Origin of the sequence: Loktanella sp. M215 (assembly GCF_021735925.1) — a bacterium.
GTDB lineage: Bacteria > Pseudomonadota > Alphaproteobacteria > Rhodobacterales > Rhodobacteraceae > Loktanella.
In genome coordinates, this window is the sequence record NZ_WMEA01000001.1 from 197,840 (window position 1) to 213,191 (window position 15,352).

Annotated in this window: 14 protein-coding genes; 5 read left to right on the forward strand and 9 right to left on the reverse strand. The window is 66.0% G+C overall.

Translation table 11 applies throughout. The features are described from left to right. Positions 1–37 precede the first annotated feature (37 nt). Positions 38–1,957: a monovalent cation:proton antiporter-2 (CPA2) family protein gene (locus tag GLR48_RS00960; RefSeq protein WP_237057905.1), complete on the forward strand. Its 1,920-nt coding sequence runs from the start codon at positions 38–40 to the stop codon at positions 1,955–1,957. On the opposite strand, the gene cobT is transcribed toward GLR48_RS00960, so the two are convergent. Beyond that, positions 1,954–2,967, reverse strand: a complete 1,014-nt coding sequence (cobT, locus tag GLR48_RS00965; protein ID WP_237057907.1) for a nicotinate-nucleotide--dimethylbenzimidazole phosphoribosyltransferase — start codon at positions 2,965–2,967, stop codon at positions 1,954–1,956. The genes GLR48_RS00960 and cobT overlap by 4 nt on opposite strands. 80 nt (positions 2,968–3,047) lie before the next feature. Here cobT and cobS point away from each other — a divergent pair, with 80 nt between their 5' ends. Then, positions 3,048–3,815, forward strand: coding sequence for an adenosylcobinamide-GDP ribazoletransferase (gene cobS / locus GLR48_RS00970; RefSeq protein ID WP_237057909.1), 768 nt, complete (start codon positions 3,048–3,050; stop codon positions 3,813–3,815). Between the two features lie 69 nt (positions 3,816–3,884). Here cobS and GLR48_RS00975 read toward each other — a convergent pair whose 3' ends face one another. Both GLR48_RS00975 and GLR48_RS00980 read right to left on the reverse strand, forming a co-directional pair. Beyond that, on the reverse strand, positions 3,885–4,658 hold the full coding sequence (locus tag GLR48_RS00975) for an FG-GAP-like repeat-containing protein (RefSeq protein WP_237057911.1): 774 nt from the start codon (positions 4,656–4,658) through the stop codon (positions 3,885–3,887). Continuing rightward, positions 4,658–4,981 carry a 2Fe-2S iron-sulfur cluster-binding protein gene (locus GLR48_RS00980; protein WP_237057913.1) on the reverse strand — a complete coding sequence of 108 codons (324 nt, stop codon included), beginning with the start codon at positions 4,979–4,981 and terminating at the stop codon, positions 4,658–4,660. Before GLR48_RS00980 ends, GLR48_RS00975 begins: the two co-directional genes overlap by 1 nt. 142 nt (positions 4,982–5,123) lie before the next feature. Between GLR48_RS00980 and GLR48_RS00985 the strand changes: the two genes are divergently transcribed. Further along, a complete protein-coding gene (locus GLR48_RS00985) occupies positions 5,124–5,633 on the forward strand; it encodes a peptidoglycan-binding domain-containing protein (protein WP_237057915.1) in 510 nt (169 codons plus the stop codon). A gap of 50 nt (positions 5,634–5,683) precedes the next feature. Here GLR48_RS00985 and GLR48_RS00990 read toward each other — a convergent pair whose 3' ends face one another. The 6 genes from GLR48_RS00990 to rpiA form a co-directional block, all read right to left on the reverse strand. Next, complete coding sequence (locus GLR48_RS00990) at positions 5,684–7,267, reverse strand: Do family serine endopeptidase (protein ID WP_442915735.1); 1,584 nt, start codon at positions 7,265–7,267, stop codon at positions 5,684–5,686. A 199-nt stretch (positions 7,268–7,466) separates the two neighbouring features. Beyond that, on the reverse strand, positions 7,467–8,513 hold the full coding sequence (gene hflC / locus GLR48_RS00995) for a protease modulator HflC (protein WP_237057917.1): 1,047 nt from the start codon (positions 8,511–8,513) through the stop codon (positions 7,467–7,469). Beyond that, positions 8,513–9,685, reverse strand: coding sequence for an FtsH protease activity modulator HflK (gene hflK / locus GLR48_RS01000; protein WP_237057919.1), 1,173 nt, complete (start codon positions 9,683–9,685; stop codon positions 8,513–8,515). The genes hflC and hflK overlap by 1 nt, the downstream gene beginning before the upstream one ends. Before the next feature lie 76 nt (positions 9,686–9,761). Continuing rightward, a complete protein-coding gene (locus GLR48_RS01005) occupies positions 9,762–11,258 on the reverse strand; it encodes an FAD-dependent oxidoreductase (protein ID WP_237057921.1) in 1,497 nt (498 codons plus the stop codon). A gap of 92 nt (positions 11,259–11,350) precedes the next feature. Further along, on the reverse strand, positions 11,351–12,652 hold the full coding sequence (locus tag GLR48_RS01010; RefSeq protein ID WP_237057923.1) for an Nramp family divalent metal transporter: 1,302 nt from the start codon (positions 12,650–12,652) through the stop codon (positions 11,351–11,353). Positions 12,653–12,740: 88 nt separating this feature from the next. After that, positions 12,741–13,529: a ribose-5-phosphate isomerase RpiA gene (gene rpiA, locus GLR48_RS01015; RefSeq protein ID WP_237057925.1), complete on the reverse strand. Its 789-nt coding sequence runs from the start codon at positions 13,527–13,529 to the stop codon at positions 12,741–12,743. A gap of 155 nt (positions 13,530–13,684) precedes the next feature. On the opposite strand from rpiA, the gene GLR48_RS01020 reads away from it, so the two are divergent. Beyond that, positions 13,685–14,785 carry a type III polyketide synthase gene (locus GLR48_RS01020; RefSeq protein ID WP_237057928.1) on the forward strand — a complete coding sequence of 367 codons (1,101 nt, stop codon included), beginning with the start codon at positions 13,685–13,687 and terminating at the stop codon, positions 14,783–14,785. Continuing rightward, the gene (locus GLR48_RS01025) at positions 14,782–15,300 is read left to right on the forward strand and encodes an isoprenylcysteine carboxyl methyltransferase family protein (protein ID WP_237057930.1); all 519 of its coding nucleotides are present in this window, start codon (positions 14,782–14,784) and stop codon (positions 15,298–15,300) included. The genes GLR48_RS01020 and GLR48_RS01025 overlap by 4 nt, the downstream gene beginning before the upstream one ends. Positions 15,301–15,352 lie beyond the last annotated feature (52 nt).

Below are 15,352 nucleotides of genomic sequence, written 5' to 3' on the forward strand. Positions count from 1 at the left end.
CATTGCGTAAAGCAGGCCACGTTGCGATAGAGTGGTAATGGAAACCTTTCTGCTGCAAGCCACGATCTATCTGGGCGCCGCTGTCATCGCGGTGCCCTTTGCTGCGCGTCTGGGACTGGGGTCGGTGCTGGGCTATCTTGCGGCCGGCATCGTCATCGGCCCGCTGACCGGTCTGGTCGGGACAGAGGCAAAGGACATCCAGCATTTCGCGGAATTCGGTGTCGTGATGATGCTGTTCCTGATCGGGCTGGAGCTGGAGCCGCGCGCCCTGTGGGACATGCGTGACCGGCTGATCGGGCTTGGCGGGCTGCAGATCGTGCTGACCACCGCCATCGTGACCGGTGCGGGCATGGCGTTGGGCTACACGCTGCAGACCTCGCTGGCGATCGGTCTGATCATGGCCCTGTCGTCCACCGCCATCGTGTTGCAGACCCTATCGGAAAAGGGGTTGATGCAGACCAGCGGCGGGCGATCCATCTTCTCGGTCCTGCTGACGCAGGATATCGCGGTCATTCCGATGCTGGCCCTGTTGCCGCTGCTTGCCGTTGCCGGCAACCGCCTGACCATCGCCCCGGACGGATCCTTGCAGCGCACGAGCCTCGACGACGGCCATACCGCCCTGTCGCTGGTCGACGGGTTGCCCGGCTGGGGCGTCACGCTGGTCACCATCGGGGCCGTTGCCGCCGTGGTTCTGGCGGGCGTCTACCTGACACGACCGGTATTCCGCTATATCCATCAGGCCAAGCTGCGGGAAATGTACACCGCCCTTGCCCTGCTGATGGTGGTCGCGATTGCCGTGCTGATGGGGATGGTCGGCCTGTCGCCCGCGCTTGGCACGTTCCTTGCAGGCGTCGTACTGGCGAACTCCGAATTCCGGCACGAGCTGGAAAGCGACCTCGAACCCTTCAAGGGCCTGTTGCTGGGCCTCTTCTTCATCACGGTGGGCGCCGGGATCAACTTTGCCCTGCTGGCCGCCCAGCCGGTGCGGGTGGCGTCCTATGTCGTCGGCATCATCATCATCAAGGGTGCGGTGCTCTTCGCCCTGTCGCTCCTCTTCAAGATGAAGGGCAAGGACCGCTGGCTCTTTACCCTCGGCCTCGCGCAGGCCGGCGAATTCGGCTTCGTGCTGATCTCGTTTTCGTCACAGCAAGGCGTGCTGCCGGGCAGCCTGTCAGAGATGCTGCTGCTGGTGATTGCGCTGACCATGCTGATCACGCCCTTGCTGTTCATCGGCTTCGACTGGCTGACCCACCGCATGGACGAGGCGGAGGATCACGAACACGACGAGGTCGACGAACAGGGCGCCGTCATCATCGCAGGCATCGGCCGCTTCGGCCAGATGGCCAACCGCCTGATCCAGTCGGCGGGCTTTTCCACCGTCGTCATCGACAACGACCTGTCCGCCGTGCAGATGATGCGCCGCTTCGGCTATCGCGGCTTCTTTGGCGATCCCACCCGGCCCGACCTGCTGGCCGCCGCGGGCATCGACGATGCGCGCGTCATGATGGTGGCCCTCGACGACAAAGACACCGCCACGCGGCTCGTGGCTTACGTGCGCAAGGTGCGCCCGGACATCCACATCATCGCCCGCGCCCGCGACCGGGTGCATGTCTACGAACTCTACGCCGCCGGCGCCGACGACATTGTCCGCGAGATGTTCGACAGCTCGCTCCGCGCCGGCCGCTATGCCCTGGAAAATCTCGGGCTGACCGATTTCGAGGCGGCAGAGGCCGAGACCATGTTCTACCACTCCGACCGCGACATGGTGCGCGAACTGGCCGAGCTGTGGAAGCCCGGCGTCGCCGTGGCCGACAACCCGGCCTATGTCGCCCGCGCGCGACAATTGGACAACGACCTTGAAACCGCCCTCGCATCGCGCGTCCAGAACCGCGAGGAGGAGGAGAAGGAACGCCTGCTACCCCGCCGCCCCGGCGATACCTCGAACAACAGCCGCTAGCCCGCGCTGACCGCCGCCTCGGCAAAGGTCATCATGCCGGACTGGCAATTGACTGCGGCCTGCACGATGCCGATCGCCAGTGCGGCCCCCGATCCTTCGCCAAGACGCAGACCCAGCGACAGCAGCGGCGCCTTGTCCAGTGCCGTCAGCAACCGTGCGTGGGCGGCCTCGGCGCTCTGGTGACCGGCCACCGAATGATCCAGCGACCCCGGCACGGCCTGCGCCAGCACGGCGGCGGCGGCACAGCAAATGAACCCGTCAAGGATCACCGGAATGCCGTCGACCCGCGCCCGTGCCATGGCCCCGGCCATCGCCGCGATCTCGCGCCCGCCGAGACAGCGCAGGACCTCCAGCGGATCCGTCGCTTCCCCATGCAGCGCCACGCCGCGCGTCACCGCATCCGTCTTGCGCGCCAGCCCCGCATCGTCGACGCCGGTGCCGCGCCCGGTCCAGTCGGCGGCCTCTCCGCCGAACAGGGCCAGCGCCATGGCCGCCGCCGCCGTCGTGTTGCCGATCCCCATTTCGCCCACCACCAGCAGGTCGGTGTCGGGCTGGACCGCATCCCAGCCGGCAGTCAGGGCGGACACGACCTCGGCCTCGGTCATCGCAGGCCCTTGCGTGAAATCCTGCGTCGGCCGGTCCAGATCCAGCGGCACCACGTCCAGCCGCGCGCCGCAGGTCTGTGCCAGCTGGTTGATGGCCGCGCCCCCCGCCTGAAAGTTGCCGACCATCTGCGCCGTCACCTCGGCCGGAAATGCCGAAATCCCCTGCGCGCAGACCCCGTGATTGCCCGCAAAGATGACGATCTGTGGCGCGGTGATGCGGGGCCGGTCCGACCCTTGCCAGCCCGCGATCCAGACCGCCAGATCCTCCAGCCGCCCAAGCGAGCCCTGCGGCTTCGTCAACTGGCCGTTGCGCGCGGCAGCCGCGGCACCTGCCGCGCCGTCCGGTCCGGCGGCCGCCGCCAAAGTCTCACGAAATGTGGGCAGGCTGGTAAAAGGCGCGGTCATCATGGTCCTCGTTGCGGTTCTGTCGCGTCATGTCTAACCAGAAGAAGCAAAATGAAAACCCCTGCACAGGACCGTCCGTCGTGCCCGATGACAAAGCCCTCGCGGTGCCCGCCGACCTTGCCGCATCGCTCGGGCTGCTGACGCGCCTGCCGATACGCGTCGATACCGCCCGCGCCGTCGCGCGCGGCGCCCGCGCCGCCTGGGCCTGGCCGCTGGCGGGTGTCTGCGTCAACGCGCTGGCTGCCCTTATGGCAAGCCTCGTCCTCTGGACCGGCCTGCCGCCCGCCATCGCGGCGCTGATCCTGATCGCGACCCAGATCGCCGTGACCGGTGCCATGCACGAAGACGGGTTGGCCGACAGCGCCGACGGCCTCTGGGGCGGCTGGGACAGCGCCCGCCGCCTCGCCATCATGAAAGACAGCCAGATCGGCACCTACGGCGTGCTGGCCCTCGGCCTCGCCCTGCTGCTGCGGTGGCAGCTCTGGGCGCTGCTTCTTGCAGCCCACCAGCCGCTCTGGGCCGTGGCACTCGCAACAGGTGCGATCAGCCGCGTGCCGATGGTGGCCCTCGCCCGCGCGTTGCCGCCCGCGCGCGACGGCGGGCTGGGCCGCAGCGTCGGCCGCCCCGGTGGCGGCACCCTCGCGCTGGCCATCGTGCTGTCGGCCTGTATTGCCGCGGCGGGCCTCGGCCTCGCGGCCGTGCCCGTCATTCTTGCGATCACCCTCACCACGACACTCTGGGCCCAGATGGCCCGGGCCAAGATCGGCGGCCAGACCGGCGACATCCTTGGCGCTGCCCAGCAGATCGCAGAGATCACGACGCTGCTGACCCTCGCAGCGCTCATCTGACAGACCCCTTTCTTCTGGTCGAAAATACTTCGGGGGAGGGCGCAGCCCGGGGGCAGCGCCCCCAGCCGCCTATCCGCCGCAGCGCAACGCCGCCGCAAAGGCACCCTGCCCCATCGGCCCCAGATCACGCATCACCGCACGCCCGCCCACGATCCGTGTGGCCATCACCCGGGTCCAGCCTGCATCCGCCGTCACCGTTTCGGTCACCCCGCCGCAGGTCCGAAAGCCACCGCTGATGACAGGATCGCCGATCCGGTGATTGGTCAGTCCGGGGATGCGGTAGACTTCGGTCAGCGCGGCACCGTCAAACCGCCAGACCCGCATGACGCGGTCCAGATGCGGGCGGTCGATATAGGCGACCTCGATCCGGCCATCGCCGTCGATGTCACCGCCCCCGACGGGGGCCAGCCAGCGACGCGCCTGACCGATGTAGGGCGTCGTTGCCAGCACCGCCAATGCGTCACCACGCACCCCGTAAAGCGCAAGCTGCGCGCCTTGCGTCAGGCTGGTGCGCACCGCGATCACCTCGGCGCGACCGTCGCCGTCCAGATCGACGATCCGGGGCGCGGTATCCTCGAACACATGTCCGTCGCCTGCGGCTGCGGTCAGGATGAGGCATCCATCTGCACCAGCAACCTCGGCACGCAAGACCTGCGCCGTCGTTGCGCGCCCGAAAATGGCATGGTCATAGTCAGTCGTCGGATCGGCGTACCACGCCCGCGTCACAAGGGCGGAGCCGCCTGCAACTGCGACCTCGCCCACCACAGCAGCCCGGGGCGCGTTGCAGGCGGCAGCCCCGGTCGCCAGACAGGCCAGCAGACCTGCGGCGACCGCGTACCACATCAGATCTGCTTTTCGGGCATCTGCACGCGCAGACCGTCCAGATCATCGCTGACCTTCAGCTGGCAGGTCAGGCGGGAACGGGCCGGATCGGGCTTGTAGGCGAAATCCAGCATGTCCTCCTCCATCGCGTCCTTGGCGGGCAGCTTGTCCACCCAGGACGGGTCGACGTAGACGTGGCATGTCGAACAGGCGCAGGCGCCGCCGCAGTCGGCCTCGATCCCCGGGATGCCGTTGTCACGCGCCCCTTCCATGACCGTCATGCCGGTCTTGACCTCGACAACGTGCTCCTTGCCGCCATGCTCGACGTAGGTGATCTTGGCCATCCGATGTTCCTTTGTGCCTTCGGGTTGAAAAGTGTTCTAAAGAAGATGGTTGCGTCCTGCCAGTCACAAATCCCCCTGCCGCGCGACCGTCCTCTATCGCTGCCAGCGCACGCCCGCTAATCCTTGCGGCAGAGGAGATCCGATGCGCCACCTGATCAAAGTCCTGCCGCTGGCCCTTGCCGCCTGCACGGCGCAGCCCTCGGGCAACGCCGTGGCCCCTGCGGAAATCGTCGTCTCGTTGGGAGAGATCGAGACCGATGTGAACGGACGCTGCTTTGCCACCGCTGCAGGGCCGACGCGCACCGATATCGTCAATGAGCTGATCGAGGTCGTCCCCGCCGTGCGCGCCGCAGACGGCAGCGTCACCAGCCCGCCGGTCTTCCGCAACGTCTCGCGCCCGCAAACCGTCTCGACCGGCCCCGGTCGGCGGTTCGAAACGGTCTGTCCCCCCGTCTACACAATCGCCTTCGTGTCCAGCCTGCAACGCGCCCTGCTGATCCGGCGCAGCTATAGTGGGCCGATCACGGGCCGATACGACGAGGCGACGAGTCTTGCGGTTCAGATGTTCCAGCGTGCAGAGGGCATCGACAGTCCGCTGCTGGGTGTCGCGGCTGCACGGACTCTTGGCATTCTGGCCGTGCCGCGCGGCTGACACGACAACGCCGCCCCCGCAGGGACGGCGTGTGTGATGATCGCGACGGATCAGTTCTGATCCGTGCTGCCATCCGGTTCGGCCGGACCTGCGTCACCCGCATCGCCCAGCGCCAGCGCGAGGAACCGCGGATTGCCGTCGCGCCGCACCAGCAGCAGCAAGGAGGTCTGACCCGCCTCGGCCGCATTGTCGATTCGCGCCTGCAACTCTTCCGGCGTGGTGACGGGCTCCTGACCCGCATCGGTGATCAGGTCGCCTTCTGCCAGACCCTTGGCACCGGCGTCGGACGCCGGATCGACGGCGGTTATGACCAGACCGGCCCGGTCGTCCAGACCGTATTGCTCTGCCAGATCAGGCGTGACCGGAGAGACGGTCAGTCCCAGCATCTCCTGCGTGGCGTCCTCTGGTGCCGGGCCCGTATCAGAGGCCGGGAAGGCCGTGGCCTCGTCGGTCTCGCGGCGGCCCAAGGTCACATCGATCATGGTCTCGTCACCGTTGCGCAGGACCTGCATCGGGATCTTGGCGCCGACGGCAGAGTTGCCGACCATCCGCACCAGTTCGCGCGTGTCGGTGACTTCGGTGCCGTCGTAGGACAGGATCACGTCGCCAGACAGCAGGCCCGCATCCTCTGCCGGGCCGGGGGGGACGTCGGTAATCAACGCGCCGCGCGCGCTGTCCAGACCGTCGATGGCGCTGACCATGTCCGGCGTCACGTCCTGAATGCGCACGCCCAGCCAGCCGCGGCGGGTTTCCCCGAACTCGCGCAACTGATCGACGACGTTCGACACGACCGCGGACGACATGGCGAAACCGATGCCGATCGACCCGCCGTTCGGCGACAGGATCGCGGTGTTCACGCCGATGACTTCGCCGTCCATGTTGAACAGCGGCCCGCCAGAGTTGCCGCGGTTGATTGCGGCGTCGGTCTGGATGTAATCGTCATAGGTGCCCGACAGCGCCCGGTTGCGCGCCGACACGATGCCCGCACTGACCGAGAATCCTTGCCCCAGCGGGTTGCCCATCGCCAGCACCCAGTCGCCGACGCGCGCGCCGGTGGCGTTACTGTTGCCGAATTCCACGAATTGCAGCGGGCTGTCGTATTCGACCTTCAGCAGCGCGATATCCGTGTTGGTATCCGTGCCGACCAGCGTCGCCGGCAGTTGTTCCGCCGGTTGGCCGTCGCCCGGAAAGAACTCGATCTCGATCTCGTCGGCGCCTTCGATGACGTGGTTGTTCGTCACGATATAGCCGTCAGCCGAGATCACGAAGCCGGAGCCCAGCGCACTCGACCGGCGCGGCTGGCCACCGGGGCCGTTCTGCAGGTCGTTGAAGAAATCCTCGAACGGAGAGCCATCGGGCACGATGCCCTGCGGCCCTTCGCGACCCGCCACAGTCGTCGAGGTCGTGATGTTCACCACCGAAGGGCTGACCTGTGCGGCAAGATCGGCAAAGGTCAGCGGACGGCCGGCGACGGCCCCGGGCAGGGCCTGTGTCGTATCTGCGGTCGTCGTCTCGGGGTTGACCTGCGCGTGACCCGGCAGGGCCTGCGCCAGCACAAGCGCTGTCGTCAGCGCCAGACCGGTCAGGATGGGGCGGGGATCGGCGCGATGTTGGACTTTTGCCTGTGACCTCACGGGGCGGACTCCTTGGATGATTGACGCGTTGGCGCTGCTTTGACCTGAACCTAGGCTGCAAAACCGGCAACGCAAAGTCTGAATGCAGAAGCTGAACGGAACGTGACCTTTTGCCTCGAAACAGGCGGGATCATGCCCCGTCAACGGAAAGGGCCGGCGCGAACGCCGGCCCTTTTTATGATGTACGACCGATCAGGGATCAGTTCACGGGGGCCGGCGCGCCTGCATCGGCAGGTGCCGGTTCGGCCGCCGCCTCTGTGTCAGCGGGCGCCGCTGGGGCAGCAGGCGCGGCAGAGGCTTCCGGTGCAGCCGCAGGGGCGGGTGTCGCCGCCGGTGCGGCCGGGGCGGACGCCGCCGCCGCTCTGGCCTGATTGGCGGTCTGTCCCTGATCGGACTGCAGATAGTTGAAGAACTCTGAATCTGGGCTCAGCACCATCGACGACCGGCCCTGTGCGGCGAACCGCTCGTACGCCGTCATCGACCGGTAGAAGGCAAAGAACTCCGGGTCAGCGCCAAAGGCTTCGGCGAAGATGCCGTTACGCTCGGCGTCCGCCTCACCGCGGGTGATGTCGGCCTGACGCTGGGCGTCAGAGGTCAGCTCCACCACGGTGCGGTCGGCGGCGGCACGGGTCCGCTGGGCGGCCTCGTTACCGCGCGCAACCTCGTCTGCGGCCTCGCGGTCACGTTCCGCGATCATCCGCTCGTAGGTCGCATTCAGGTTTTCCGGCGGCAGGTCCGTGCGCTTCAGCCGCACGTCGATGACCTCCAGCCCCAGTCCCCGCGCTTCGGAGATGGCGTTGTTGCGGATGCGCAGCATCAGCGCCGCACGGTCCGTCGACAGGATGTCGTTGGACGCCACGGTGCCCAGCACGTTGCGGGTCGTGTCGCGCAGGATGCCGTCCAGACGACGGGCCGCGACTTCTTCGCCACCCGCACCGACAGCCTGCCGGAACTGGCGCACATCAACGATCCGGTAGCGGGCGAAGGCGTCGACAACCAGACGACGATCATCCGACGGCGTGACCTCCAGCGGGTCAAGGTCGCGCGACAGGATCCGGTCGTCGTAGGTCACGACGTTCTGGATGAACGGGATCTTGAACCCAAGGCCCGGCTCTTCCTTCACCTTCACGATCTGGCCGAATTGCAGGACCAGCGCCTTTTCACGCTCGTCCACGATGAAGACCGAGGAGATGGCGATCACAATGACGACCAGCAGAGCCGGCAGCAGATAAATGGATTTCCGCATCAGTTCGTCCCTCCGTTCGCAGGTGCCGCAGCCGGCGCATTGCGCTGGGTGTTTCCGCCCAGCTGGTTCAGCGGCAGATAGGGCACGACGCCCTGCCCGCCCTGGCTTTCGTCAAGCAGGATGATGTCCAACTCTCCCAGCACTTTTTCCATGGTTTCCAGATAAAGCCGCTTGCGCGTCACATCCGGTGCCTTCGCGTATTCCGTCAACACGGCAGAGAAGCGGCTCGCCTCACCGGCAGCCTCGTTCACGACCTGCGCGCGGTAGCCTTCGGCCTGCTCGATGGTCTGGGCAGCCTGACCGCGGGCTTCGGCTTCGACCCGGTTGGCATAGGCATCGGCGACGTTCTGCAACCGGTCACGCTCCTGCTCGGCGTCCTGCACCTTGCGGAAGGACGCGATAACGGGCTCTGGCGGGTCGGCCTTGTCGAAGTTCACACGCACGATGTTCACACCGGATTCGTAGCTGTCCAGCGTGCTCTGGATCTCGCTCTTCAGACGCTCTGCGATCGAACCGCGGTCGCGGTTCAGGATCGGCGCCAGCTGGCTTTGGGCGATGATCTCGCGCATCACGGATTCCGACACAGCCTCGATCGTCTGTTCGGGATCGGCGAGGTTGAACAGGAATTTCTGCGGATCGTTGATGTTCCAGACCACCTGAAAATCGATGTCCACGATATTCTCGTCACCCGTCAGCATCAGCCCCGCGTCCATGCCCGACCGGCTGGTGCCGATGTCGATGGACCGTTCGGACGTGACCGGCATCACTTCGCGCGTCACGAAAGGCCAGGGTGCGAAATTCAGGCCCGGCCCGTTGGTGGACATGTAGTCGCCCAGCAGCAGTTCGACCGATTGTTCCTCGGGCTTGACCGTATAGACCGACGCCACGACCCAGGCCACGACGACCGCCAGCACGCCAAGACCCACGGTCCCGCGCGTCAGGCGCGGACCACCGCCGCCGCCCGTGCCGTTCGATCCGGTCCCGCCACCGCGACCGCCCATCAGGACGCGCAGCTGTTCGCGGCCCCGGTTCATCAACTCGTCGATTTCGGGAATCTGAGGCCCCTCGCCCGGTCGGCGGGGTGGCCGTGGTGGCGGTGTCTTGCCGCCGTTCTTGTCACCCCGGTTGTCGTCGCCGCCGCCCCCCCAGGGGCCCCCGTTGTTGCCTGCCATCGTGTGTCAGTCTTCCTTGATGTTACGATCCTGTTCGGACCCGTTCATATGCAGATCGGGACACCGCCCCGAAAATTCAAGTTGTGCGCACCGGCTTGCGCATCGTGACCAGCTCTTCGGCCATGGTGGGATGGACCGCACAGGTGCGGTCGAAATCCTCTTTCGTCGCACCCATCTTGATCGCGATGGCCGCCATCTGGATCATCTCGCCCGCATGGTCCGCGACGATGTGACACCCCAGAACCTTGCGGGTCTCGGTGCTGACGATCAGCTTCATCAGCACACGCTGCGGCGTATCGAGGAAGGCCGTCTGCATCGGGCGGAATGCGGTGGAATAGATCTCGACACTCTCGCCCCGGCTGGTGGCATCGTCTTCCGTCTCTCCCACGGTGCCAAGTTCCGGCTGTGTAAAGACGGCGCTGGCAATCAGCGCGTGATCCACCGGCGTCGGGTTTCCCTTGAAGACGGTCTCGACAAAGGCCATCCCCTCGCGGATCGCCACGGGCGTCAGCTGAACCCGGTCGGTCACGTCGCCGATGGCATAGATCGAGGGCACGTTGGTCTGGCTGAACTCATCGACCACGATTTCCTTGTGTCGGCCAAGGTCCACGCCTGCGGCATCAAGACCAAGGTTGTCGGTGTTGGGCGCGCGGCCCGTGGCGAACAGGACGTAATCGAAGACCTTTTCGTCGCCATTCGTGGCCCGCGTCCAGATCGGACCGGCGGCGCGCCCATCGGTAAAGCTCTTGGGGTTGCTGGCCAAGGCATTCGTCTCGCCGGCCGGCGCGCCCATCGTCGCGGCAGGCTCTGCACCGGCGGCGGCGTCGGACCCTGTAGGCATCGGCCCGCGCGGGGCCTCGCCTGCAGGGCAAAGCTCTGTCACGGTTGTGCCCGTGTGCAGGTCGATCCCCCGGTGACGCATGGATTCCGCCAGCAAGCCGCGCGCCTCGTCGTCGAAACCTTTCAGGATCTGGGCGCCCCGATGATAGACCGTCACCTTCACGCCCAGCCCCGCCATGATGCAGGCAAATTCGCAGGCGATGTAGCCCCCACCGATAATCAGCAGCGTCTCAGGCAGCTTTTCCAACAGGAACATATCGTTGGACACGATCCCCAGATCGCAGTTTTCCATCTCGGGCCGGGTCGGGTGGCCGCCGGTCGCGATCAGGATGTGCTTGGCGGTCACGGTCTTGCCGTCACCAACCTGCACCGTATGCGCATCCTGCAGGACGGCGCGGCAGTCGTGGATATCCACGCCAGAGCCATCGAGCAGGTTGCGATAGACCTGTTCAAGCCGGTCCAGTTCCTTATGCAACTTTGTGCGGAACCGGTTCCAGTCGAAATCGCCCAGCGTCGCGTCCCAGCCATAGCCCTGCGCCTCTTCTACACGCTCGGCATAGCTTGACGCGTAGACCATCAGCTTCTTAGGCACGCAGCCCCGGATGACACAGGTGCCGCCCATGCGGCTTTCCTCGGCCAGACCGACCTTGGCGCCCGTCTCGGCTGCCATGCGCGCGGCCCGCACGCCGCCGGACCCGCCACCGATGACAAAAAGATCGTAGTCGAAAGACATCAAAAGGCCCCGTTGCAGCAAAATCCTGCGGCAACCTAGCCGCAACGGATCGGAAAGGCCAACGCCCCTTGCACAAACGTGACGGCTGCGGATCAGCCTTTCAGAAACGGGATCGGCAGCCCCGCGACATCGGCCAGCAGGACGAAATTCAACGTCAGCACCACGGCCGAGGCCGCAATGGCCAGCGTGCGCAACACCGGTCCGGTCACGAAATCCCCCATGACACTGCGGCGCGAGGTGAAGATGATCAGCGCGATCATCGGGATCGGCAGGGCGATGGACAGCACGACCTGACTTGCCACCAGCGCAGAGGTGACATTGACCCCCATCGCGACCACGATGAAGGCCGGCGCCATGGTGACGATCCGCCGCACCAGCAGCGGGATGTTCATGCGGATGAAGCCCTGCATGATCATCTGCCCCGCCATGGTCCCGACGACACTGGACGAGACGCCGGACGCGATCAGGCTGATCAAGAAGGCCGCCGCGGCAGCGCCGCCCAGCAGCGGCGTCAGCGTGTGATAGGCGGTCTCGATCTCGGCCACTTCGGGGTTGCCCGCGTGAAAGGCCGATGCCGCCATCATTACCATCGCGATGTTGATCATGCCCGCGACGGCAAGGGCCACCACGACCTCGATATTGGAAAAGCGCAGCACCTTGGCGCGTTCGACGTCGTTGTGGATCTTGACCCGCTGCTGCGTCAGGCCGGAATGCAGATAGATCGCATGCGGCATGACCGTCGCCCCGATGATTCCGACAGAGATCGTCAGCGCCGCAAGATCCGGCATCTGCGGCAACACGGCCCCCCGCGCCGCCTCGCCCCAGGCAATCGGCGCGATCAGAAGCTCGGCCAGATAGCACAGGCCGATCACGCCCACGAGCGTGCCCACCAGCAGTTCCATCGGGCGAAAGCCGCGGTTTTCCACCAGCAGCAGCGCATAGGTCACGATGGCCGTAATCCCCATGCCGACCATCAGCGGCAGGTTGAACAGCAAGGCCAGCCCGATGGCCCCGCCCAGAAACTCTGCCAGATCGGTTGCCATGGCCGCGATTTCCGACACGATCCACATGAACAGGACCGTCGGGCGCGAGAACCCGTCGCGGCAATGCTCTGCCAGGTTCTTGCCCGTGACGATCCCCAGCCGCGCCGACAGCGCCTGGAACAGCATCGCCACAAGGTTCGCCATGACCACAACCCACAGCAGGGCATAGCCATAGCCCGCCCCTGCCTGAATGTTCGTCGCATAGTTGCCGGGGTCCATATAGGCGACCGAGGCGATCACCGCAGGCCCCGCGAACACCAGCCACGACCGCGGCCCTTTCAGACGCCCCGCCAGCACGTCGGCCATGCGCTGCGACGTGCGGTCAGTCAGGGAAGAACTGGGCGTGGACATGTCGGTGGCGCACCTTGGAATGAGAATGGTTCGCAGCACCATATGCGCCGCGTTCCCGCCCCCGTCCAGTGCGCAGATGGAATGGCTGTCAGTCGCCCAGATCGGCGAACAGGTTATCACCGTCAAGAAAGTCGTACCGCGTCTCGTCGGTCTCGCCCTTGTTGATGTCGTGGACCTCGACCCGGCCATCGGCGTAACCGGTCACCACGATATCGCAGATATCGATGAACAATCCGTTTTCCACCACGCCGGGGATCTGGTTCAGCACCAGAGCCAACTGCCGCGCATTGCCGATGCGGTTCAGGTGCAGGTCCAGAATATGATTGCCCTCGTCCGTGACGAAAGGCGTCTGGCCGTTCATCCGCAGGGTCGAGGTCGATCCCATCACGTCAAGGCCGATCAGCGCCTCTTCGACCAGCACCTTGGAGGTTTGCCAGCCGAAGGGGATCACCTCGATCGGCAGCGGGAAGGCGCCCAGCGTCTCGACCTTCTTGGACACGTCGGCAATCACGATCATGCGGTCGCTGGCCGTCGCCACGATCTTTTCCTGCAACAGCGCACCGCCGCCACCCTTGATCAGGTTCAGCGCGCCGTCGAATTCATCCGCACCGTCGATGGTCAGATCCAGCCACTTCGCCTCGTCCAACGAAATCACCTCGATGCCCACGTCGCGCGCCAGTTCGGCGGTCCGGGTCGAGGTCGGCACGCCCTTGATCCGCAACCCGTCATCGCGCACCATTTCGCCCAGGCACCGGACCAGCCAGGCGGCGGTGGACCCGGTGCCAAGGCCAAGTTTCATGCCGGATTCGACGTAATCGCAGGCGCGGCGCGCGGCGACGAACTTGGCCTTGTCGATGGGGGACAGATCGGCGGGCATGGGCTGGCTCCTTTACATGACGCGGGCGTTATAGGTCCTGCGCCGGATGCAGGCGAGGGGGAAATGTCGTCTCCCCTCAGACCACCGCAACCTGTGGAGCGGAACCCGCAGCGCATCCGCAGCGTTCTGTCTTTACCGCCCAAGAGGTCATTTCCATGTTACAACAGGTTTCCCCACAGGACCGCACGCTTTCGGGCACGCGGTCCACCACCGTTCTCAAGGGCATCGGTACGGCACTGCCCGCCCATGTGCTGACGCAGGAAGACGTCCTGACTCAGGCCCGTGCCCTGCTTGCGCCGAAATATCCCTTTTTCGAAAAGCTGGTGCCCGCCTTTCAGAATGCCGGGGTCGAGCGTCGCTATAGCGTGATGCCGCTGGAGTGGTTTGCCGCCGATCACGGCTGGGCGGAACGCGGCGCGGCCTACATGAAAGGCGCCACGGCGCTGTTCATCGCCGCCGCCACGGATGCGCTGAACGCTGCTGGCCTCACCGCGGATCAGGTCGATACCATTGTCACGATCTCGTCCACCGGTATCGCCACCCCGACACTCGAAGCGCAGGCGCACCGCGCCATGGGTTTCCGCCGTGACGTGCGGCGGGTGCCGGTCTTCGGTCTGGGCTGTGCCGGCGGCACCTCGGGCCTGTCGATTGCGCGCCGTCTGGCCGCCGCCGATCCCGGCAGCATCGTCCTGATGGTCGCGGTCGAGGCCTGCTCTTTGTCGTTCCGGGCGGACCGCCTGCAAAAGGCTGACGTGATCGCAACGGTCCTGTTCGGTGACGGGGCGGCCGCTGCCGTCATTGGTGGCGGGACGGGCGAAGGCGGAGAGGTGATCCTGCACGAGGGTCACGAACACCTGTTCCCGGACACCCTGCCCATCATGGGCTGGGACGTCGACGATACGGGCCTTGGCGTGATCTTCGACCGGTCCATTCCAAGTTTCGTGACGGATGAATTCCGCCCCGCCGTCACGTCGATGCTGGCCGAGGCCGGATTGCAGCTGGGTCAGATCGACCGGTTCGTCTGTCATCCCGGCGGCGCCAAGGTCGTCGAGGCGATCGAGGCCACGATGGATCTGACCCCCGGCGCACTGGACGCCGAACGCAGCGTCTTGCGCGACTTCGGCAACATGTCCGCACCGACAGCACTTTTCGTGCTGCAGCGCGTGCTTGCGGCAGGGCAGACCGGCAAGCTGGCGCTCTGCGCACTTGGCCCCGGCTTTACCGCATCCTTGCTGCCGATGACGGTGACCGCATGACGATGGGCACGGCGCTGTTCCTCGCGTTCCTCGTCGTGCAACGGCTCAGCGAACTCCTCATCGCCCGCCGCAATACCGCGCGGCTGCTGGCCCGCGGTGCGCGCGAGGTGGGTGCGGGTCATTATCCGGTCATGGTCGCGCTGCACACCGCATGGGTGCTGGCGCTGATCCTCTTCGGCTGGTCGCAGCCGCTGCACATGGGCTGGCTCGCCGTCTACGCGGTGCTGCAGGTGTTCCGGGTCTGGATCCTCGGCACGTTGGGGTCGCGCTGGACCACGCGCATCATCGTCATCGACGAACCGCTGGTTGCACGCGGGCCGTTCCGTTTCATCCCGCACCCGAACTACACCCTTGTCGTGGCCGAGATCATCGTGGCCCCGCTGGTGCTGGGCCTGACATGGGTCGCCGTCGTGTTCACGCTGTTGAATGCCGCGATGCTTTATCACCGGATCGGGGTCGAAGACGGCGCCTTGCGCGGCAAGGGCCGTCACGCGACGGATGCCGCCCGCGTCTGATCAGGCGGCGCTTTCGGACTGACGCCGCCCTGCATCGTCGCTAGGGTGCGGA

Bases quoted from the DNA above. Each gene is read 5' to 3' on its own strand.
- hflC (WP_237057917.1), bottom strand. From the start codon at position 8,513: ATGCGGAAATCCATTTATCTGCTGCCGGCTCTGCTGGTCGTCATTGTG.
- GLR48_RS01010 (WP_237057923.1), bottom strand. From the start codon at position 12,652: ATGTCCACGCCCAGTTCTTCCCTGACTGACCGCACGTCGCAGCGCATG.
- GLR48_RS01025 (WP_237057930.1), top strand. From the start codon at position 14,782: ATGACGATGGGCACGGCGCTGTTCCTCGCGTTCCTCGTCGTGCAACGG.
- hflK (WP_237057919.1), bottom strand. From the start codon at position 9,685: ATGGCAGGCAACAACGGGGGCCCCTGGGGGGGCGGCGGCGACGACAAC.
- GLR48_RS00985 (WP_237057915.1), top strand. From the start codon at position 5,124: ATGCGCCACCTGATCAAAGTCCTGCCGCTGGCCCTTGCCGCCTGCACG.
- rpiA (WP_237057925.1), bottom strand. From the start codon at position 13,529: ATGCCCGCCGATCTGTCCCCCATCGACAAGGCCAAGTTCGTCGCCGCG.
- GLR48_RS00960 (WP_237057905.1), top strand. From the start codon at position 38: ATGGAAACCTTTCTGCTGCAAGCCACGATCTATCTGGGCGCCGCTGTC.
- GLR48_RS01020 (WP_237057928.1), top strand. From the start codon at position 13,685: ATGTTACAACAGGTTTCCCCACAGGACCGCACGCTTTCGGGCACGCGG.
- GLR48_RS00975 (WP_237057911.1), bottom strand. From the start codon at position 4,658: ATGTGGTACGCGGTCGCCGCAGGTCTGCTGGCCTGTCTGGCGACCGGG.
- GLR48_RS01005 (WP_237057921.1), bottom strand. From the start codon at position 11,258: ATGTCTTTCGACTACGATCTTTTTGTCATCGGTGGCGGGTCCGGCGGC.
- cobT (WP_237057907.1), bottom strand. From the start codon at position 2,967: ATGACCGCGCCTTTTACCAGCCTGCCCACATTTCGTGAGACTTTGGCG.
- GLR48_RS00980 (WP_237057913.1), bottom strand. From the start codon at position 4,981: ATGGCCAAGATCACCTACGTCGAGCATGGCGGCAAGGAGCACGTTGTC.